This window comes from Pigmentiphaga sp. H8 (assembly GCF_003854895.1).
Lineage (GTDB): Bacteria > Pseudomonadota > Gammaproteobacteria > Burkholderiales > Burkholderiaceae_B > Pigmentiphaga.
On the sequence record NZ_CP033966.1, the window covers coordinates 2888581 to 2906639 of the forward strand.

Annotated in this window: 18 protein-coding genes; 7 read left to right on the forward strand and 11 right to left on the reverse strand. The window is 67.6% G+C overall.

Annotated elements, in window-relative coordinates:
* Positions 1-13 precede the first annotated feature (13 nt).
* From EGT29_RS13725 to EGT29_RS13735, 3 genes are all read right to left on the reverse strand, one after another.
* Entirely contained in the window at positions 14-985 is a 972-nt protein-coding gene (locus EGT29_RS13725; RefSeq protein ID WP_124689521.1) for a tripartite tricarboxylate transporter substrate binding protein, read from the reverse strand.
* 67 nt (positions 986-1052) lie between these two features.
* A complete protein-coding gene (locus EGT29_RS13730) occupies positions 1053-2519 on the reverse strand; it encodes a benzaldehyde dehydrogenase (protein WP_124689522.1) in 1467 nt (488 codons plus the stop codon).
* A complete protein-coding gene (locus EGT29_RS13735) occupies positions 2516-4243 on the reverse strand; it encodes a thiamine pyrophosphate-requiring protein (protein ID WP_124689523.1) in 1728 nt (575 codons plus the stop codon). Before EGT29_RS13735 ends, EGT29_RS13730 begins: the two co-directional genes overlap by 4 nt.
* A 134-nt stretch (positions 4244-4377) precedes the next feature.
* Here EGT29_RS13735 and EGT29_RS13740 point away from each other — a divergent pair, with 134 nt between their 5' ends.
* Positions 4378-5277, forward strand: coding sequence for a LysR family transcriptional regulator (locus EGT29_RS13740; protein ID WP_124689524.1), 900 nt, complete (start codon positions 4378-4380; stop codon positions 5275-5277).
* A 94-nt stretch (positions 5278-5371) separates the two neighbouring features.
* Here the strand turns inward: EGT29_RS13740 and EGT29_RS13745 are convergent, their stop codons facing one another.
* The 4 genes from EGT29_RS13745 to EGT29_RS13755 form a co-directional block, all read right to left on the reverse strand.
* A complete protein-coding gene (locus EGT29_RS13745; RefSeq protein ID WP_124689525.1) occupies positions 5372-5674 on the reverse strand; it encodes an addiction module antidote protein in 303 nt (100 codons plus the stop codon).
* Positions 5671-5880 carry a type II toxin-antitoxin system RelE/ParE family toxin gene (locus tag EGT29_RS13750; protein WP_238160398.1) on the reverse strand — a complete coding sequence of 70 codons (210 nt, stop codon included), beginning with the start codon at positions 5878-5880 and terminating at the stop codon, positions 5671-5673. Before EGT29_RS13750 ends, EGT29_RS13745 begins: the two co-directional genes overlap by 4 nt.
* The gene (locus EGT29_RS28745) at positions 5847-5996 is read right to left on the reverse strand and encodes a hypothetical protein (protein ID WP_238160399.1); all 150 of its coding nucleotides are present in this window, start codon (positions 5994-5996) and stop codon (positions 5847-5849) included. The genes EGT29_RS13750 and EGT29_RS28745 overlap by 34 nt, the downstream gene beginning before the upstream one ends.
* Positions 5997-6081: 85 nt before the next feature.
* Complete coding sequence (locus tag EGT29_RS13755) at positions 6082-7395, reverse strand: serine hydrolase (RefSeq protein ID WP_238160400.1); 1314 nt, start codon at positions 7393-7395, stop codon at positions 6082-6084.
* 221 nt (positions 7396-7616) lie between these two features.
* Here EGT29_RS13755 and EGT29_RS13760 point away from each other — a divergent pair, with 221 nt between their 5' ends.
* Entirely contained in the window at positions 7617-9146 is a 1530-nt protein-coding gene (locus EGT29_RS13760; RefSeq protein ID WP_124689527.1) for a TerC family protein, read from the forward strand.
* Positions 9143-10597, forward strand: a complete 1455-nt coding sequence (locus tag EGT29_RS13765; RefSeq protein WP_124689528.1) for an MFS transporter — start codon at positions 9143-9145, stop codon at positions 10595-10597. The genes EGT29_RS13760 and EGT29_RS13765 overlap by 4 nt, the downstream gene beginning before the upstream one ends.
* Here EGT29_RS13765 and EGT29_RS13770 read toward each other — a convergent pair.
* Positions 10566-11135, reverse strand: coding sequence for a FecR domain-containing protein (locus tag EGT29_RS13770; protein ID WP_124689529.1), 570 nt, complete (start codon positions 11133-11135; stop codon positions 10566-10568). The genes EGT29_RS13765 and EGT29_RS13770 overlap by 32 nt on opposite strands.
* 44 nt (positions 11136-11179) lie before the next feature.
* Complete coding sequence (locus EGT29_RS13775) at positions 11180-12088, reverse strand: LysR family transcriptional regulator (protein WP_238160401.1); 909 nt, start codon at positions 12086-12088, stop codon at positions 11180-11182.
* 93 nt (positions 12089-12181) lie between these two features.
* Here EGT29_RS13775 and EGT29_RS13780 point away from each other — a divergent pair, with 93 nt between their 5' ends.
* From EGT29_RS13780 to EGT29_RS13795, 4 genes are all read left to right on the forward strand, one after another.
* Positions 12182-13447 carry an MFS transporter gene (locus EGT29_RS13780; RefSeq protein WP_124689530.1) on the forward strand — a complete coding sequence of 422 codons (1266 nt, stop codon included), beginning with the start codon at positions 12182-12184 and terminating at the stop codon, positions 13445-13447.
* Positions 13448-13640: 193 nt separating this feature from the next.
* Positions 13641-14480: a universal stress protein gene (locus EGT29_RS13785; RefSeq protein WP_124689531.1), complete on the forward strand. Its 840-nt coding sequence runs from the start codon at positions 13641-13643 to the stop codon at positions 14478-14480.
* A gap of 43 nt (positions 14481-14523) precedes the next feature.
* Positions 14524-14925, forward strand: a complete 402-nt coding sequence (locus tag EGT29_RS13790; protein WP_124689532.1) for a carboxypeptidase-like regulatory domain-containing protein — start codon at positions 14524-14526, stop codon at positions 14923-14925.
* A gap of 34 nt (positions 14926-14959) precedes the next feature.
* Positions 14960-15445 (forward strand): universal stress protein, encoded by a 486-nt coding sequence (locus EGT29_RS13795; RefSeq protein WP_124689533.1) that lies wholly within the window; start codon positions 14960-14962, stop codon positions 15443-15445.
* Here EGT29_RS13795 and EGT29_RS13800 read toward each other — a convergent pair.
* Both EGT29_RS13800 and EGT29_RS13805 read right to left on the reverse strand, forming a co-directional pair.
* Positions 15435-17405, reverse strand: a complete 1971-nt coding sequence (locus EGT29_RS13800; protein WP_124689534.1) for a PhoX family phosphatase — start codon at positions 17403-17405, stop codon at positions 15435-15437. The genes EGT29_RS13795 and EGT29_RS13800 overlap by 11 nt on opposite strands.
* A gap of 158 nt (positions 17406-17563) precedes the next feature.
* Positions 17564-18058: a TPM domain-containing protein gene (locus tag EGT29_RS13805; RefSeq protein WP_124689535.1), complete on the reverse strand. Its 495-nt coding sequence runs from the start codon at positions 18056-18058 to the stop codon at positions 17564-17566.
* Position 18059 lies beyond the last annotated feature (1 nt).

The window sequence follows — 18059 nt, forward strand, 5'->3', positions numbered from 1 at the left end:
GTTTGAAGCCGTATCAATCCATGGTCACGCGGGCTTCGGCGATGACCTTCTTCCATCGTACGCGCTCGGCCTCGATGAATGCCCGGGCTTGTTCCGGGGTAGAGGGCTTGGTCTCGGCCCCCAATGCCAGGAAGCGCTTCTTCACGTCGCCATCGGCCAGGATGGCTGCCAGTGCCTCGTGCAGCTTGCCGACGATGGGCGCCGGCGTGCCCGGCGGCGCCATCAGCGCGAACCAGGCACTGCTCTCGAAGCCTGGAAACCCGGACTCGGCGGCGCTGGGGATATCGGAGGCGATCTCGGTACGCGCATGATCGGCCACCGCCATGATGCGCGCCTTGCCGGTGTCACGCAGCTTGAGCACGGCCGAGATGTTTCCGAAAAAAAGATCGATGCGGCCCGCCATCAGGTCGGTCAACGCGGGGCCTTCTCCCTTGTAGGGAATGTGGACCAGCGAGGTGCCCGTCATCGTCGCGAACAACTGGCCGGTCAGGTGCGACGTCGAGCCGTTGCCTTGGGAGCCGTAGGTCAGCTTGCCTGGGTGGGCCTTGGCGTAAGCGATCAGCTCGGGTACCGAACCGACCGGCAGGGAGGACTTGACCGTGATCGCGTTGGGGCTGCCTGCCAGCAAGCCTATTGCCGCAAAGGACGAGGGCTTGAAGGCCAGGTCCTTGTACAGGTATTCGTTGATCGACAATGGCCCGGGGGGCGTCGCCAGCAGGGTATAGCCATCGGGGGCGGATGCGTAGACCTCCTGGGCCCCGATATTGCCGCCCGCGCCCGGACGGTTCTCGACCACCACGGGTTGGCCCCACCGGTCGCCCAGGCGCTGGCCGACGATGCGCGCAAGGGAATCGATGGTGCCGCCGGCCGGGAAGTCGACCACGATGCGGATCGGGCGCGAAGGGTAGTCCCCGGCGGCAACGGCGGCGGGGCTTGCCAGCGCGCAAGCGGCCAGCAACGGGTAAGCCAGATAGTTCATGGACATGTCTCCTCTCCTTGCCGTTCTGCGACGGCTGGACAGCTGGATGAACCGGCGGTGCCGGGATGGTGGATCAGAAGGGGTAGGCGGGAGGCCGGTCCTGGACGGTGACCCACTGCCACTGCGTGAACTCGTCCCAGTTGGCGGGGCCGCCGATGCGGCCACCGTTTCCCGAGGCTCCCATGCCGCCGAAGGGCACGCGAGGATCGCCCGCCACGGTCTGGTCGTTGATGTGCAGCAAGCCGGTGCGCAGGCGTCGGCCCAAGGCCATTGCCCGCGCCACCGAGCGCGAGACCACGGCGGCCGACAACCCGTATTCGCTGCGGTTGGCCAGGGCAACGGCCTCCTCGTCGCAGGAAAAAGGCGTTACCAGCGCGACCGGCCCGAACACCTCTTCGTCGAAGGCCGGCATGCCCGGCTGAACGCCATCGAGGACGGTGGCGGCATAGAAGGGGCCCTCGGCCAAACCACCCGCGCACAGTCGCGCGCCGGCGGCTATCGTGCGCTTGACCAGTTGGTCGACGCGGCCGAGCTGGCGGGCATTGATCATGGGGCCGAGCCGCACGCCGGGTTGCCGTGGATCGCCTGTTTTCATCTTGCCGGCCTTGTCGGCCAGCAGGTCGACCAGACGGCCGGCGATGCTTTCGTGGGCCAGGATCCGGCCCGTGGCCATGCAGATCTGTCCCTGGTGCATCCAGGCGCCGAACGCGGCGCACCCCGCGGCGAGCTCGAGATCGGCGTCGTCCAGCACGATCAGGGAGTTCTTGCCGCCCAGTTCGAGCGACACTTTCTTCAAGCGCTCGCCACACAGAGCGCCCACGCGCTTGCCCGCGGCGGTCGATCCGGTGAAGGCCACCATGCCGATCCGAGGGTCGACGCACATCGCCTCGCCCACCTCGGCGCCGCCGGGCAGCACGTGGAGCAGCCCGGCCGGCAACCCGGCATCCTCGAACAGTCGGGCGATATAGAGGCCGCCGCTGACCGCGGTCTGCGGATCCGGCTTGAGCACGACGGCATTGCCCGTGGCCAGCGCCGGCGCCACGGCGCGCATGGACAGGGTTAGCGGGAAATTGAACGGTGCGATCACACCCACCACGCCGTGCGGGATGCGGCGGCCATAGCTCAACCTGTCGGCAGCGGAGGGAAATACCAGCCCCTGGGGTTCGCCCAGCATGGCGGCGGCCTGATGCAGGATCAGCACGGCCGAGCGCAACTCCATGTCGGCCTTGGCCCGGATGGCGCCTGTCTCGCGCATGATCCATTCCGCCGCTTCGGCGTGATGACGCTCGACCAGGCCGGCCGCCCGGCGCAGGATCGCCGCCCGCTCGTCGTGCGGCGTCGCGGCCCACGCGGGCTGGGCTTGCTCGGCCAGGCGGGTCGACGCCGACAGCGCGGCGGGCGTCGCCAGCGTCAGCCTCGCGAGCAGGGTGCCGTCCGCCTTGTCGATCGCGTCGTATGCCAGCCCGTCGGCCGGCGACCAACTGCCCTGGAACAGCTTACCGGTCCAGGGCCGGACATCCAGGAAGTCCGGGGCCCTCATTCCAGCACCTGTTCGGAAATGGGATCAAGCATGACTTCGACGACGGCACTGCGGCCCGAGCGGACAGTCTCCAGCGCTTCTTGCAGCGTGGCGCGCAGCGCCTGGCCTTCGCTGACGCGAAAGGCCGCGGCCCCGCTCGCCGCCGCGGCTATGTCCGCCAGGCGCGCGCCGTCCGCCACCGTTATCCAGTAGCGATCCCTGCTTTTCGCCGTGGACTGGGCGTGCACCAGGTTCGTGGAGACCTTGGGCGAATTCCAGCCCCGATTGTTGTAGACGACCGTGAGAATGGGTGCGCCGTAGGTTTGCGCCACCCAATAAGTACTGCTGGGCACGCCGAACAGGAAGCTTCCGTCGCCACTGAGCGCGATCACCTCCGCCTCGGGATCCGCGAGCTTGACGCCCACGGCGGCGTTGATGCCCCAGCCCAGGCCGCTGCCGCCGTTGACGTAGTAGCTGCCGGGCCGGTTCAAGCGCAGCGTCGACAGAATGGTCTCGGTCCCGGAAGGCTCTTCGCACACGATGACCGTGCGGTCGTTGACCAGTTCACCCACCGCTTGCGTCAACTGCCTGACGGTAATGCCACCCTGCCTGACCGACAGCGAGGGCAGGGGAGCGGCGGCCACCCGCTCGCGCGCCTCGGCTATCCATTGCCGCCGTTCGGCCGACACCGGTTCCGCGCGATCGCGGCCGTAGTCCAGCAACTGCCGCAGGACATAGTCGCTATCCGCAAGATAGCTGCGATGCGCGGGAAAATGCCAGAACCCCATGCTGTCCTTCACCGGATCGGTATCGATGTGGAACAGGCGCGCGTCCGGTGCCGGGCCCGTGCGCGAGACGATCCACGGTACGTCCACGTCCAGCATCAGGATGAGATCGGCGTCGGCCACCAGCGCATTGCGCCGGTAGCCCACATGGTGCGGATGCCCGCCCGGGAAATTGACGTATTGCGGCGCGATCTCGGCCACGGGCAGGCCCAGCCGCTCCGACAGTTCCACCAGACGGCCGACGGCGGCCTGATTGCGGCCCAGGTAGGTCGTCAAGACCAGCGGCCGCCGGGCCCGCGCCAACGCCTCGTGCAGCTCCGCCAGCGCCTCCTCGCGCAAGCCGCCCAGGCGGGCAGGGGACCAATGCGAGAGCGCCTCGTCGGACAGGGGCTCGGCCTGGCCTTCCCAGATCTCTCGCGCCCCGGTCAGATAGATCGGACCTTCCGGCGCCGTGGTCGCCACCTGCATCGCGCGCATCAGCACGTTGTCCAGCATCTCGGGAGCACGCAATTCGTAGGTCCACTTCATGTACTGCGCCGCGATTTCATGCTGGCGCGGCGCGTCCTGCGTGTAGTGGATGAACTCGGTGCGCGCGCCGGCGCGGTCGCCGCTGACGGTCACGGGCGACAAGCCGGCCACGATGATGGCGGGAACCCGGCCGCGCGAGGCGTTGTGCAGGCTGCAACCCAGGTTCTGCGTGCCGACGTCCACGTGGACCAGCACGATCTGCGGGCGGCGCGTCACCATGGCATAGCCGTGGGCGGCGGTAAGGGCGGTCATCTCGTGCGGACAGACGACGATCCGGGGCATGGCGGCGCCTTCGTCGTCGATGGCCGCGAAGGCCTCGATGAACGCCGGGTGGTCGCTGCCCAGGTTGGTGAAGAAGTAATCCACGCCCAGCCTGGCTGCAAGCTCCAGCAGGCGGCGCGCGGCAGTGGTAGCAACGGCCCGGGTGGTCATGACTGCGGTATCTCCATGTTCGCGGCGGGCGCATCTGGCGTGCGTCCACGTCGAAATTCATAGTAGGCTTGCCGTAGTCATTTTTTAAGTTTATTTGCTGTATTCCTAGAATTCACTAAATGAATGCATAGGCCATGAATACCTACCGTGCCGACCTCAATCTTTTCTCGGTTTTCCAAGCCATGCTGGAGACCCGCAGCGTGACGCTGGCCGCCGACCGCTTCGGCATCACCCAGCCCGCGATGAGCAATGCCTTGACCCGGCTACGCCAACTGATGGGCGACCCGTTGTTCGTCAACAGCACAAGCGGCATGCAGCCCACGCCGTACGCGCTCGAAATTGCCGAAACCGTGGTCAATGCCCTGAGCGGCCTGCAACGGGCGTTGGATCATCGCAAGAATTTCGACCCTGGCGTGAGCGAGCAGACCTTTCGTTTTCATATCCCCGACATGGGGCAGGTAAACATCCTGCCCATGCTGCTGGAGCGCTTGCAGCAGGTGGCCCCCCGGGTACGGGTGCAGACCGAGACCCTGTCGCAGGAGGACATACGCATCGGACTCGAGAACGGCCGCATCCATTTCGCCGCCGGCCACCTGCCCAGGCTGCGCGGCAGCCGTTTGAGGACACAGCATTTGTTCGAGGAGCGCTACGTCGTCTTGATGCGCGCCGGCCATCCGTTGTCGCGGAGCGTACTGACCCAGAAGTCGCTGCTGCAGGCGCCGCATGCGGTCGTGACGTCCCTGGGAGGCGGACACCAGATCATCGAGGAAGTTCTTCTCAAGAAGCACGCCCGGATCGTCACGTATTTCCCCAACATCATGGCTCTGGCCATGACGTTGACACGCACCGATCTGGTCGCCATCGTGCCGCGCCGGATCGCCACGGAACTGGCCAAGGAAGGAAGGCTGCAAGTCGCGCAGCTGCCCATTGCCATGCCGGCCTTCGACGTGGCGATCTTCTGGCACGAACGCTCGCACACCAGCCCGGCGTGCATCTGGATGCGGGAGCAGATGATCGATCTGTTCATGACGTGATACGCCGCACTTTCGAACCCGCCAATAATACGCATAATGTATATTATGTAAAGTCACGTAATAAGGAAGGCAAGCCGGCCGCTTCCTTTGCTCCCTACGCGTGCACATGTCCCTTGTCCTTGGCTACGGCGGTCAGCGACACGCCAAGCGCATCCATGACCCGGCGCAGCGTGTGATAGCTCGGATTGGCTCCCGGAGCCAGCACGCGATACAGGTTCGTCCGGGCCAGTCCGGTTTGTTTGGCGATAGTGCCTATCCCTCTGGCACGAGCCACGTCCCCCAACGCCTGGAGAAACGCGTCCGGATCTTCCTCCCGGGCGGCCGCTGCCAAGTAATGGGCAATCGTTTCGTCGTCGACAAGGTAGTTCGCCGGGTCGAACTCTCGCAAATCGGTCATGGAAATTCTCTTCCTTTGATGTCCGCCCAAAGGCGTTTCGCGTGTGTGATGTCGCGCGATTGGCTCTTCTTGTCGCCGCCGCACAGCAGGACATAAACCACGTTGCCTTGCCTTCCGTAGTAAACGCGATAGCCCGTGCCTTCATCGATTCGCATTTCACCGACGCCTTCGCCTACAGGGGCAACGTCGCCAAAGTTGTCAGCCAATGCACGCGCGCCGCGTTGGCGCCGGCGGCAGCCCGGTAGACGTATTCGATCAGCGCCCGGGCCCACGCCTTGTCCACGGCGTTCGGGCAGCGCGCCCGGATCCTGCAGGTAGACATGGCGGAATGTTCCTGGAGTTGGACCGCGGGACGAAGGAAAGCGGGGCGCCGCCCCGCCCTCCTCGTCCCGGCGGCCGCCCTGCCCTTATTGCAGCGCCTTCACCACCGCGTCGAAGAACGCCGTGTTGTTGATGACGCCCGCGCCCGTGGGCTTGGACTGCGCGCCCCAGGTCACGATGACCACTTTTTCCTTCTGGTTGATGTAGATGTTCTGACCGAAGATGCCGGTCGCGTAGAACGCCTTGTCGATCTCCGACTGGCCGCTGGTGTTCACCCACCACATGTAGCCGTAGTACGGCAAGGGATCACCGCCGCTGAGCGTCTTGCCGCTGCCGGCATCGGCCACCCAGTTGCTGGGCAGGATGGATTTGCCGTCGATCACGCCATCGTTCATGAAGAATAGCCCGAAGCGGCCCCAGTCGCGAAGCGTGGCGCTCAGGCCGCTGCCGCCGATCTCGATGCCGTCCGGCGAATCCAGCCACCAGTTGGCTTCGGCCTCCATGCCGAACTTGGACCAGATCTTCTCGGACAGGTAGTGGGCCAGCGGCTTCTTGATGGCGCCATGCAGCAGTTCGCCCGCGATCTGCGTTTCTCCCGTGCTGTAGTTGAAGGTGGATCCCGGAGCGGCCGCGCGCGGCAGCTTGCTCATCAGTTCCAGCGCCGTGCCCGGTTTCTGGCCGATCTGGGCTTCCAGCAGCGCCCGGCGATCCGAGGCGGGGTTGGTATAGGTCTCGTCCCATTTCACGCCCGAGGACATCATCAGCACGTCGCGCACCGTGGCGCCGTCATAGGCGCTGCCGGCCAGCTTGGGCACGTACTTGACCACCTGGTCGTTCACGCTGCCGATCAGGCCGTCCTGGATGGCGACGCCGATCAGCGTCGAGGTGATGGACTTGGCGACCGACATGGACATCCAGCGGGTCTTCTCGGTATTGCCGTACTGGTAGGCCTCGTAGGCGATCTCGCCGTTCTTGAGCACAAGCAGGCCCGAGACGCGGTTCAGCGCCAGGTAGTCGTAGATGTCGTAGTCCTTTCCACCGGCCGTGAACTTGATCGCCGGCAACTGTTTGGCCGCCTTGGGCAGCGGGCGCGGCGTGGCGGCGGGCGCGATGCTGCGGGTGGGGAACAGGCGGTCGATGTTGCGGAAGGTGTTGACCGCGAGATCGGGCGTCAGGGTGCCGTCGTACATCTCCCGCACCGTGCCTATCGGCTCTTGCGCATGCGGATAGGTATTGGCTGGCGGCGCGGGTGGCGCGGGCGGCGGATCGTCATCGCTGCCACAGCCGGCCAGGCCGATCATGCCGGCCAGCGCCAGGGTGTAGACGAGGCCGCGGCCTAGCGGCGGCATCCAGGAAGGACGGAATGTGGACTGGGGTACGGATACTGCGTGGTTTGTCACCGTTGTTCTCCTTATCGTGGCTAGCGGCCCGGACTCGGACCGCTGCAGGCGTCAACGTAAGCAATATGCGCGCCAATTGCCGCTCATGCATGGCTGCCCTGGGCCACGGCGCAAACGCGCCGCGGATACTTCTGGAAACGCGGAATCGTCTCCCCTCGCGGTGTCCGGATTCCCGGACGCCATGCGACACTGCGGGATCTTCCCTTCCCGCGGAGCAAGCCATGGATTGGTTGATGGACCCTACTGCCTGGGCCGGCCTGCTGACCCTGATCGTGCTCGAGATCGTGCTGGGCATCGACAACCTGGTCTTCATCGCCATCCTGGCCGACAAGCTGCCGGCCGCCCAGCGGGACCGGGCCCGGGTCATCGGCCTGTCGCTGGCCCTGGTCATGCGGCTGGCGCTGCTGTCCGCCATCTCCTGGCTGGCCACGTTGACCCGTCCGCTGTTCAGCGTGGCGGGCTTTTCGTTCGCGGGACGCGACCTGATCCTGCTGGCCGGCGGCCTGTTCCTGCTGTTCAAGGCCACGCTGGAACTGCACGAAAGGCTGGAAGGCAGCGGCGACCACGCGGGCAACCGCAAGGTCGAGGCGGGATTCTGGCTGGTCATCGCGCAGATCGTGCTGCTCGATGCCGTCTTCTCGCTGGACTCGGTCATCACCGCCGTGGGCATGGTCAACGAGCTGTCCATCATGATGATCGCGGTCGTCGTGGCCATGGCCATCATGTTGTTCGCGTCCAAGCCGCTCACGCGCTTCGTCAATGCCCACCCGACGGTCGTGGTGCTGTGCCTGAGCTTCCTGCTGATGATCGGCCTGAGCCTGGTGTCCGACGGCCTGGGGTTCCACATCCCCAAGGGCTATCTGTACGCGGCGATCGGTTTTTCCATCCTGATCGAGGCCTTCAACCAGACCGCGCGCCGCAACGCGCTCAAGCACGCGGCGCGCCGGCCGCTGCGGGCGCGGACCGCCGACGCCATCCTGACGATGCTGGGCGGCCACCGCACCGCCCAGGCTGCGGAGGAAGGCGCGCCCTCTCCCACGCCCGGCGCCTTCGCCGAAGAGGAACGCCACATGGTCAGCGGCGTGCTCGCGCTGGCCGACCGTTCGGTGCGCTCCATCATGACGCCGCGCGCGGAGATATCCTGGGTGGACCTGACGGCCGGCGCGGACGAACAGCGCGCGCGCATCCTCGATACGCCCCACAGCTACATGCCGGTCTGCCGGCGGCACTTCGACGACATCGCCGGCGTCGCGCGCGCCAAGGACCTCCTGGCCAGCCTGCTGGAAACCGGAGCCATCGACGTCTCCCGCCTGCGCGCCCCCATCTACGTGCACGAAACGATCCCCATCCTGGACCTGATGGACGTGCTGCGCGATTCGCGCGGGCAACTGGTCCTGGTGACCGACGAGTACGGCGCGGTCCTGGGGCTGGTCACGCCGGTGGACGTGCTGGAGGCCATCGCCGGCGATTTCCCCGACGAGGACGAAGCCCCTTCCATCCAGCCGCTGGGGCCGGGGCGCTGGCGCATGGACGGCGCCGCCGACCTGCAGCACGTGGAGCAGGCACTCGGCCTGCCTTCGGTACTGGCCGGCGCCGGCTACACCAGCCTGGCCGGCTTCTTGCTGGCCAGGTTCGCCGAATTGCCTCCCGTGGGCGCCTGGCTGGATCATGCCGGCTACCGCTACACCGTCAGGGAACTGGACGACAACCGCATCTCCGAAGTGGAGGTGACCAGACTGGACCAACCATGACGCAAACCGACCTGCCGAACCGTCTCGACCGTCTGCCCTGGTCGCCGTGGCACACACGCGTGGCCGTCGCGCTGGGCGTGGCCTGGGTGCTCGATGGCCTGGAGGTGACGCTGGTCGGCAGCGTGGGCGGGGTCCTGGAGCGCGGCGATACGCTGGCCCTGAGCGCGGCGCAGGTCGGCTGGTCGGGTTCGTTGTACATCGCGGGCGCGGTGCTGGGCGCACTGGCGTTCGGCCGGATGACCGACCGCCTGGGACGCCGGCGGCTATTCCTGATCACCCTGGCGATCTACATGGCCGGCAGCCTGGCGACGGCGTTCTCGCCCGGCTTCGCCTTCTTCGCCGCCTGCCGTTTCGTGACGGGCCTGGGCATAGGGGGCGAATACGCGGCCATCAATTCCGCCATCGACGAACTGATACCGGCCCGGGTGCGCGGACGGGTGAACCTGGCCATCAATGGCAGCTTCTGGCTGGGCGCGGCCCTGGGGGCGGGGCTGAGCCTGGTGCTGCTCGATGTCCGCATGCTGGGGCCGGTCTGGGGATGGCGCGCGGCCTTCCTGGCCGGCGGCGTCATGGCGGCCGCCATCCTGCTGGTGCGGCGCCACGTCCCGGAAAGCCCGCGCTGGCTGGCCGCGCACGGCAGGCTGGACGAGGCCCGGCGCATCGTGCTCGCGGTCGAGGCCGAAGCCGCCCGCCGCCATGGCGCGCTGCCGCCGGTCACCGGCACCTCGCCCGTGGCGGGACGCTCCCCCACCCTGCTCCAGGTCGCCCGCATCCTGCTGCGCGACTATCGCCGCCGCAGCGCCGTGGCCCTCGGCCTGATGGTGGCCCAGGCCTTCTTCTACAACGCCATCTTCTTCACCTATTCGCTGGTGCTGACGCGTTTCCACGGCGTGGCGGACGGCCGCGTCGGCCTCTACGTCTTTCCGTTCGCGCTCGCCAACGTGCTGGGCCCGCTGCTGCTGGGACCGCTGTTCGACCTGGTCGGCCGCCGGCGCATGATCGCGGCCACCTATGTCTCGGCCGGCCTGGGGCTGGCGCTGACCGGCTGGGCCTTCGCGCAGGGATGGCTGGACGCGCGCAGCCAGGCATGGTGCTGGTCGGCGGTCTTCTTCCTGGCCTCGGCGGCGGCCAGTTCCGCCTATCTGACCGTGAGCGAGATCTTCCCGCTGGAGATGCGGGCGATGGCGATCGCGGTGTTCTATGCGGTGGGAACGGGGCTGGGGGGATTCGCCGGCCCTGCCCTGTTCGGCGAACTGATCGGCACCGGCAGCCACGTGGCCGTGGCCGCCGGCTACGCGGTGGCGGCCGTGATGATGGCAGCCGCGGGCCTGGGGGCGCTGCGCCATGGCGTGGACGCCGAGCGCAAGTCGCTGGAAGCGATCTCGCCGCCGCTGCCGGCACGGCGGCCGGACGAACGTCCTAGCGCGCGGGGGCCGGATCCGCGTGCGTGAGCTGGTGGGTGCGCGTGCCCATGTCCACGGTCAGGGCGTCGCCCGGTTGCAGCTCCACGAACTCGCGCGGGCCGGCCGTCACGGTACGTACCTTGAGCTTGCCTGCCATGAGTTCGACCCGCAGGCGCTCGGGCTCGGCCGCGACCCGGAACCTGACGTCGGGCGTCTCGATGCGGGTGCCGTCGATGACCACCTCGTTCACGCCCCATTGCACCGAGAACGCGGCGCGGTACTGCCAGCGCACGTGGAAGGATGCCTGGCCGCGGGCCAGGATCACCTGGCGCCGGCGCGAGTAGTACGCGACCGACAACGACGTGTCGGGGCCGGCGTCGATGCGGGAGCCGTCGGGCAGGTCCAGCGACCGGGCCTGGCCGCCGGTGCGCAGCTGTTCGCCGAACTGGGGCGAGCTCTCGCGCATGACCCAGCTGACCGTCAAGGCGCCCACCAGCCCCAGCGCCAGCACCAGGCAGGCCCAGCCCAGCCAGCGTTTCCAGGGCGAGGTCTGCGTGGCGGGAGTGCGAGGGGAAGGCTGGGACATGGCGAGGCGACAGGAAGCAGAAAGCGGGATGCGGTTGCCGACGATTATAAGGACGCGGGCTCCGGCCCCACCGCCAGGCGCCGGAAAGCCGCCCCCGTGGCCGAGGCGCCGTCGCGGCGGCTGGCCAGCCACAGCTTCGAGGCCGCCTCGGGTTCGCGCAGCGTCCGGATGACCACGCCGGCCACGTCCAGCCGGCGCACCGAGGCCGGCAGGATGGAAACCCCCAGCCGCGCGGCCACCAGCCCGGCAATGGTCATCACTTCCCGGGCTTCCTGGGCGACGCGGGGCGCGTAGCCGGCCGCCCGGCACAGGTTCAACACCTGGCTGTAGACGCCGGTACCCGCGCCCGGCGCGAAGAACACGAAGGGTTCCTGGGCCAGCGCGGCCACGCCCAGCGCCTCGCTGGCGTCGGCCAGCCGGTGCTGGCGAGGCAAGACCGCGACCAGCGGGTCGGACAGCAGCGGGTAGGCATCGAGCTCCGCGGGAAAGGCGCCGCTGGCGGGCAGGCGCATGAAACCCACGTCGCTGCGCCCGTCCAGCAGGGCCTGGATCTGCTCCTGGCTGGTCTCTTCGATCAATTGCACCGCCACCGCCGGATGGCGTTCGCGGAAACGCGACAACAGATTGGGCAGCGCGCCCGTCAGGACGGCGCTTTCGGTGAACCCCACCCGCAGCGTGCCCAGTTCGCCGCGCGCGGCCCGCGCCGCGATCGACGCCGCGCGCTCGGCCTGGGCCAACAGCGCGCGCGCCTCGGGCAGGAACAGCTGGCCGGCCTCGGTCAGGGAAACCTGGCGCCTGTTGCGGTGAAGCAACCGCGCGCCCAGATCCTGCTCCAGGGCCTGCAATTGCTGGCTCAGTGGCGGCTGGGACATGCCCAGCCGGGCCGCCGCCCGGCCGAAATGCAGTTCCTCGGCCACTGCCACGAAGTACCTCACCCGGCGCAGATCGATCATAGGGATTCGATATTACTGAGCATGATTTCAGTATTGGACGATATCAGACAAAAGGCCTAGAGTTAACCCTAGTTCGTCACTCGTTCGACCGCCATGTCTTCCGCTCCGCCCGTCGGCGCCTCCCTGCCCTCCGTGGACAACACGGCCACCCCCACCGCTCCTGCCCTGCCGGCCGGCCATATCGAGCGCGGCACGCCGGCTTTCTGGCGGGCGGTGGTCGCGCTGTTCGCCTCCGGCTTCTCGACCTTCTCGCTGCTGTATTTCGTGCAGCCGCTGATGCCGCTGTTCGCCCACGATTTCGGCCTGTCGGCCGCGACCAGCAGCCTGGCGCTGTCGCTTTCCACCGCCCTGCTGGCGGTTTCCATGCTCGTGGCCAGCGCCGTGTCCGAGCGGCTGGGGCGGCGCACGCTGATGTTCGCCTCGCTGCTGGGCTCGGCGGCCCTGACCACCGCGATGGCTCTCTTTCCACAGTGGCCGGCGCTGCTGACGCTGCGGGCCTTGATGGGCATCACCCTGAGCGGCCTGCCGGCCGTCGCCATGGCCTACGTGGGCGAGGAAATGGAGCCGCGCGCGGCGGGCCTCGCGATGGGGCTTTACATAGGCGGTTCGGCCATCGGCGGCATGTCCGGCCGCCTGCTGGCCGGCGTGATCGCCGATGGCCACGGCTGGCGGGTCGCGGCGCTGGTCATCGGCCTGATCGGTTTCGCCGGCGCGGTGCTGTTCTGGAAGACCCTGCCCGCGTCCCGGCATTTCAAGCCGCGCGCGCTGGACCTGGCCGGCGCCCTGGGCAGCTTCCGGGCCCACCTGCGCAATCCCGTCATGCTGCGGCTGTATGCCCAGGGCTTCCTGCTGATGGGCGGCTTCGTCGCCGTGTACAACTACATCGGCTTCCGGCTGCTCGCCCCGCCGTTCTCGCTCAGCCATGCCGTGGTGGGCATGGTCTCGGTGGTCTACCTGGCGGGCATCGTCAGCTCCGCGTGGATGGGCGACCTGGCCGCCCGCCTGGGACACGGACGCGTCATGGCGGCGGGCGTCCTGCTGCAACTGGCCGGCGCGCTGCTGACCCTGTCGGGCAACCTGTGGCTGCTGGTTCTCGGGATGGCGGTGCTGACCTTCGGCTTCTTCGGCGCGCATTCCATCTGCAGTTCCTGGGTGGCGCGCGCCGCCCGGCAGGGCCGCGCCCAGGCATCGTCCCTGTACCTGTTCGGTTACTACTGCGGCTCCAGCCTGATCGGGCTGGGGGGCGGCTACGCGCTGGACCTGGCCGGCTGGAACGGCTTCATCGGCCTGGTGGTCGTCCTGCTGACGCTGGCCGCGGCCAATGCCATCCTGCTGGCGCGGCGTTCGGCGGCGGTCTAGAACCTGTTCGGTTCCGCATTCAGTTCTGGTTACCAACTCCCCCGCCGGCGCCCTTTCCTTTTGGCTTTTTTCGTACCAGACTATTCATGAGGTGCCACCGTCGCCCACGCGTGCGGCGGACTTGAGCCAGATCAAGGTTCACCCATCGCGTCGCGGCTAGGATGGAGTCATCCACTCACGGCTGGAGGCGCATATGCTGGGACGTATCGCAGTTCATCTGGATCTGGACCGGGGCTGCAGGCGGCGCGTGCGCGCCGCCGCGCAACTGGCCGCCGAGCACGATGCCACGCTGGTCGGCATCCACGCCAGCTTCGGCCGCCCCCTTCCCTATCTCTACGAAGGTTTCTTCGTTTCCGACGACGTCAATCGCATGCTGCGCCAGCGCGTGGACGACGACCGCGCCGCCACCGAGGCGCTGCTGCAGGAAGTCGCCGGCGAGACCGGCGTGACGGCGCACTGGCGCACCGGCAACGGCCTGGCCGAGAACGTCCTGAGCGAGCAGGCCCGCTATTGCGATCTGCTGGTGATGGGCCAGCCCGACGACGCCGATCCGGGCCCGCAGCAGATGCCGGTCCTCATTGCCGCCGTGATGCTGGGCGCGGGCCGCCCCGTCCTGATACTGCCGTCGGTGGGCGAATTGAACGCCATCGGCCGCCGCGTGCTGTTCTGCTGGGACGAACGGCGCGAATCGGCTCGCGCGCTGGCCGATGCCGGTCCCATCCTGGAAGAAGCCTCCGAACTGTTCGCGCTGCGGGTCGACCCGCCGTCCGAACCGGAGCAGGCCGCCCAGGTCAAGCGGGCCGATTTCCTGGCCTACTGCGCCGGGCGGCAATATCCCATCCCGCAGGAAACCGTGCGCGAGAGCGCGAGGATAGGGATAGGCAATTGCATCCTGAACGCGGCCGCAGACAACGCCTGCGACCTGATCGTGATGGGCGCCTACGGCCACAGCCGCGTGCGGGAGGCAGTCCTGGGCGGCACGACACGAACCCTGTTGGAGTCGATGACCGTGCCGGTCCTGTTTTCCCATTGATCCACGGGCCTGGAGGGCCCGGGGATCGGCAAGGAGCAGCACCATGAAGCAGAATCTACGATGGGCGGCGCCCCTGGCGCTTGCGCTGGCGGCTGCATGGCCGCTGGCCGGCCAGGCGATGGACAAGGGCGAGCAGAACGGCATCGCCTATGTAACGGGCGGCGTGGGCCAGGACGAATCGACCGCCATCCGCGCCATGGCCAAGGACTACAGCCTGCGCATGCTGGCGGCCGCCAAGAGCGGCGAATATGTGGCCGACGTGCGCGTGGCCATCCACGACAGCGGCGGCAAGGACGTCCTGTCCTTGACCACCCAGGGCCCTTACCTGTTGGCCAGGCTCGCGCCGGGCAACTACCGGATCGATGCCGAATACGGATCGGCCAGGCAAAGCCGCCAGGTTCGCGTTCCCGCCTCGGGACGCGCCGAGGTTTCCTTCTATTTCTGACCGGACCGGTCACCCGCCATTCCAGGAGCATCCCATGTACCAGCGCATACTCGTTCCCGTCGACGGCAGCCCCACCTCCAACCGCGGCCTGGACGAGGCCCTGCGCATCGCGGCCCTGACCAAGGGCCGGTTGCGCCTGATGCACGTGATCGACGAGTTGTCGCTGGCCGGCTCCATGGGCGCCTACGCCGCCTACTCCGACTGGATCAACGTCCTGCGCGCCAACGGCGCCGAACTGGTCCAGCAGGCCGAGGCCAGGGCGAAGGCCGCCGGCGTCGAGGCGGACACCGTGCTGCACGACAATTTCGCCGGCCCGGTGCACGAACTGGTCATCCAGGAAGCACGCAAGTGGCCGGCCGACCTGATCGTGATCGGCACGCACGGCCGGCGCGGCCTGCCCCGCATGGTGCTGGGCAGCAGCGCCGAGAAGATCCTGCGCGAGGCGCCGGTGCCCGTGCTGCTGGTCCGGCTGCCCGAGACCGGCGGCGACGCCGGCCCGGGCACTGCCGTCAACCCTTGAGCTTGATGCTCGTGGGATCGGCCGTCAGGTAGCCTACCGCCGCGCCGAAACGGTCCTTGTAGTTGCTGCGGATCAGCGGGTCCAGCGTGTCCTTGACCTTGTCGTGCAGCGAGCTCCAGTCGCCGGCGTGCTGGAAGTTGCTCATGATGTAGGTCCAGCCGTTGATCTCGTCCACTGCGTGCAGGCCGGTCGACTCGCCGCCCGCGGGCACCGACAGCAGCCGCGACAGCGACTTGGTGTCGACGTTGTAGGCCCACAGGAAGTTGTTCACGTGCGAGCCGCTGTCCTCGCCGATGAACAGCGTGCGCAGCTTTTCCGAGAACTTCAGGTTGTCGGGATTGGCGACCCGCTCGGGGTTGGCCTTGTTGCCCAGCGCGTCGGCGGAGATGTCCTCGCCCACCAGCAGCATCCTGGTGTGCACCGGCATCCATTCGCTGTTGATGGCCGCGCCGGACTGGTCCTTCTGGCCGCCGGCCAGGGTATGGGCGAGCACGCCGCCGGCGATCAACGCCTTTTCCAGCGCGATGCCGCTTTGCTCGTTCCAGCCCTTGGCGCTGCCTTTGACCATGGAGTCCTGGATGTTCTGCAGGGCCGAGTAGGCGACCTTGTCCTTGGCGTTGACGGTGGTGCCCTCCATCTTGGTGAAGCCCATGCTGCCGCCCGCCAGGTAGGCGTAGCGGTGGGTCTCCAGGAAGGCCGCGGCCTTCTCCATGCCTGGCTTGATCTTGATCCAGTTGGCCGCGCCGTTCGAGAAGATCTTCGTGTAGGTCGCGTCCGAGGGATCGGCCTTGAGCACGGTCATGATGTCCTCGGGGTCGAGGGTATTGGCCAACTGCTCGATTTCCGCGCTGGTGGCGTGGCCCAGCTTGATCCAGCTCAGGCTGGCGCCCGCGGCGGCCGGATCGACCGAGAAGCCGGCCCCCAGCTTGGCGACGTACAGCGTGCCCGCCGACAGATCCTTCTCCTTGTCGGCCACGAACACGAACAGGCCGCTGTTGGTGGCGTCGTCGCCCATCAGCACCGTGCGGTTGTCGGGCATGACCTGAATCAGCTCGTGCGAGATCCGGCCCATGCAGTAATGCTTCTTGATCGAGCCCGTGCCGTCGGGGTTCACCGTCACTTCGGGAATGTGGCCGTAGTGGTAGGGACGGGCCCGGGTCTCGTCGCCGTACACGTTCTTGCTGAAGGCCTTGAACTGGGCGTTGGTGGCGACGAACGGCGCGTCGGGTTCGTACTCTTCGCTGGACAGATGGGTGTTCCAGGGCGACAGGCTGGCGCCACAGGTGATCCACAGGCCATGCGCCGACGAGGTGTCGACGTTGTGGTACTTGACCAGGCTCAGCTTGCCCGTGGCCTGATCCTGGTCCAGGGTCAGCACGGCAATGGGCGACGGCAGCGTGCCGTAGGTGTCGGCGCCGCTCTGGTCGCGCGTCGTGTACTCGAACTGCACCACGGCGAACACGGCCTTGCCCTTGATGCCCGCCACGTTGGCGTTGGACAGCGCGAGCAGCGAGGTGCCGTCGGGCGAGTCCGAGAAGATCTGGCGTTCCTTGCCCGCCACCGACTTGTCGATGATCGGCTGGTTGTTGATGTCGACGTAGCCGCCGGCCAGGATCTTGCCGCCCTTGCCGTCCGAGACCATGTCGCCGGTGATGAAGAACGGCTGGTACGCCAGCTTGTAGGCGTGCGAACTGCCGTCGCTCAGCTTGACGGTCAGCGTGGAATTCACGGTGGTCGTGGCCATGGCGGCCGGATTGGACAGCGACGGCGCGGGCGTGGATGTGAACGAGGCCGACACGAAATCCGCGGACGGTTGCGGCGTGGGCGTGATGGGGTCGTCGTCCCCGCCGCAAGCGGCCAGCAGGGACGCGGTAACCGTCCCGAGAGGCAGCATGGCGGGCGCGCCGGCCAGGAACTTCAGCGCCTGGCGGCGCGAACTGTTGAGTAGCGTATCGGACATTGTTCTGGTTTCCAAGGAGGGCTGCGTTGCAACGTCGAATCGACGGCGGCATCCCGGTTCCGGAAACCAGGGAATCATGCCTCCCGATTCGCGTCTGGGCGAATGCTAGGAGGCATGGGTGACACTTTCATGAAAGGGACGTGGCCGTCCCTACGCCGCTACATGATCTGCGGACGATCGGGCAGCGTATTGGCGCGGGAAGCGCCGGGATAGTGGCGGGCCAGCGAGGCGCCCAGGGCCGTGATGCCATCGACCACGCCCTGTTCGTAGCGGCCCTGGCCGAACGCTTCCTGGATGCCGCGGCAGACGGCTTCCCAGGTTCCGGCGCTTTCGCAGGCATGGATGCCGCGGTCGCAGACGATCTCGACCGCATGGTCGGCCATCAGCACGTACAGCAGGATGCCGTTGTTGCCGGGCGTGTCCCACACGCCTTGCAGCGCGAAGACTTCCAGCGCCCGTTCCCGCGGCGACTGCTGCTGCCATAGCGGGCCCATGTCCAGCGCGGCCTCGACCACGAAACGGATCTGCCCGTCATGGCGGGACTCGACCTCGCGGATGGTCCGTTCGATGCGGTCCAGCGCCTGGGCCGGGAAGGCCTGGTGCGCCGCGCGGCGGGTCGTCGCCAGATGCTTGAGGAATCGTTTGATCGCCATG

Excerpts from the sequence above, each read along its gene's own strand:
- EGT29_RS13800 (WP_124689534.1), bottom strand. The coding sequence starts at position 17,405 with ATGTCCGATACGCTACTCAACAGTTCGCGCCGCCAGGCGCTGAAGTTC.
- EGT29_RS13780 (WP_124689530.1), top strand. The coding sequence starts at position 12,182 with ATGTCTTCCGCTCCGCCCGTCGGCGCCTCCCTGCCCTCCGTGGACAAC.
- EGT29_RS13765 (WP_124689528.1), top strand. The coding sequence starts at position 9,143 with ATGACGCAAACCGACCTGCCGAACCGTCTCGACCGTCTGCCCTGGTCG.
- EGT29_RS28745 (WP_238160399.1), bottom strand. The coding sequence starts at position 5,996 with ATGTCTACCTGCAGGATCCGGGCGCGCTGCCCGAACGCCGTGGACAAG.
- EGT29_RS13735 (WP_124689523.1), bottom strand. The coding sequence starts at position 4,243 with ATGACCACCCGGGCCGTTGCTACCACTGCCGCGCGCCGCCTGCTGGAG.
- EGT29_RS13790 (WP_124689532.1), top strand. The coding sequence starts at position 14,524 with ATGAAGCAGAATCTACGATGGGCGGCGCCCCTGGCGCTTGCGCTGGCG.
- EGT29_RS13760 (WP_124689527.1), top strand. The coding sequence starts at position 7,617 with ATGGATTGGTTGATGGACCCTACTGCCTGGGCCGGCCTGCTGACCCTG.
- EGT29_RS13745 (WP_124689525.1), bottom strand. The coding sequence starts at position 5,674 with ATGACCGATTTGCGAGAGTTCGACCCGGCGAACTACCTTGTCGACGAC.
- EGT29_RS13785 (WP_124689531.1), top strand. The coding sequence starts at position 13,641 with ATGCTGGGACGTATCGCAGTTCATCTGGATCTGGACCGGGGCTGCAGG.
- EGT29_RS13775 (WP_238160401.1), bottom strand. The coding sequence starts at position 12,088 with ATGATCGATCTGCGCCGGGTGAGGTACTTCGTGGCAGTGGCCGAGGAA.
- EGT29_RS13805 (WP_124689535.1), bottom strand. The coding sequence starts at position 18,058 with ATGGCGATCAAACGATTCCTCAAGCATCTGGCGACGACCCGCCGCGCG.
- EGT29_RS13795 (WP_124689533.1), top strand. The coding sequence starts at position 14,960 with ATGTACCAGCGCATACTCGTTCCCGTCGACGGCAGCCCCACCTCCAAC.
- EGT29_RS13740 (WP_124689524.1), top strand. The coding sequence starts at position 4,378 with ATGAATACCTACCGTGCCGACCTCAATCTTTTCTCGGTTTTCCAAGCC.
- EGT29_RS13770 (WP_124689529.1), bottom strand. The coding sequence starts at position 11,135 with ATGTCCCAGCCTTCCCCTCGCACTCCCGCCACGCAGACCTCGCCCTGG.
- EGT29_RS13725 (WP_124689521.1), bottom strand. The coding sequence starts at position 985 with ATGTCCATGAACTATCTGGCTTACCCGTTGCTGGCCGCTTGCGCGCTG.
- EGT29_RS13730 (WP_124689522.1), bottom strand. The coding sequence starts at position 2,519 with ATGAGGGCCCCGGACTTCCTGGATGTCCGGCCCTGGACCGGTAAGCTG.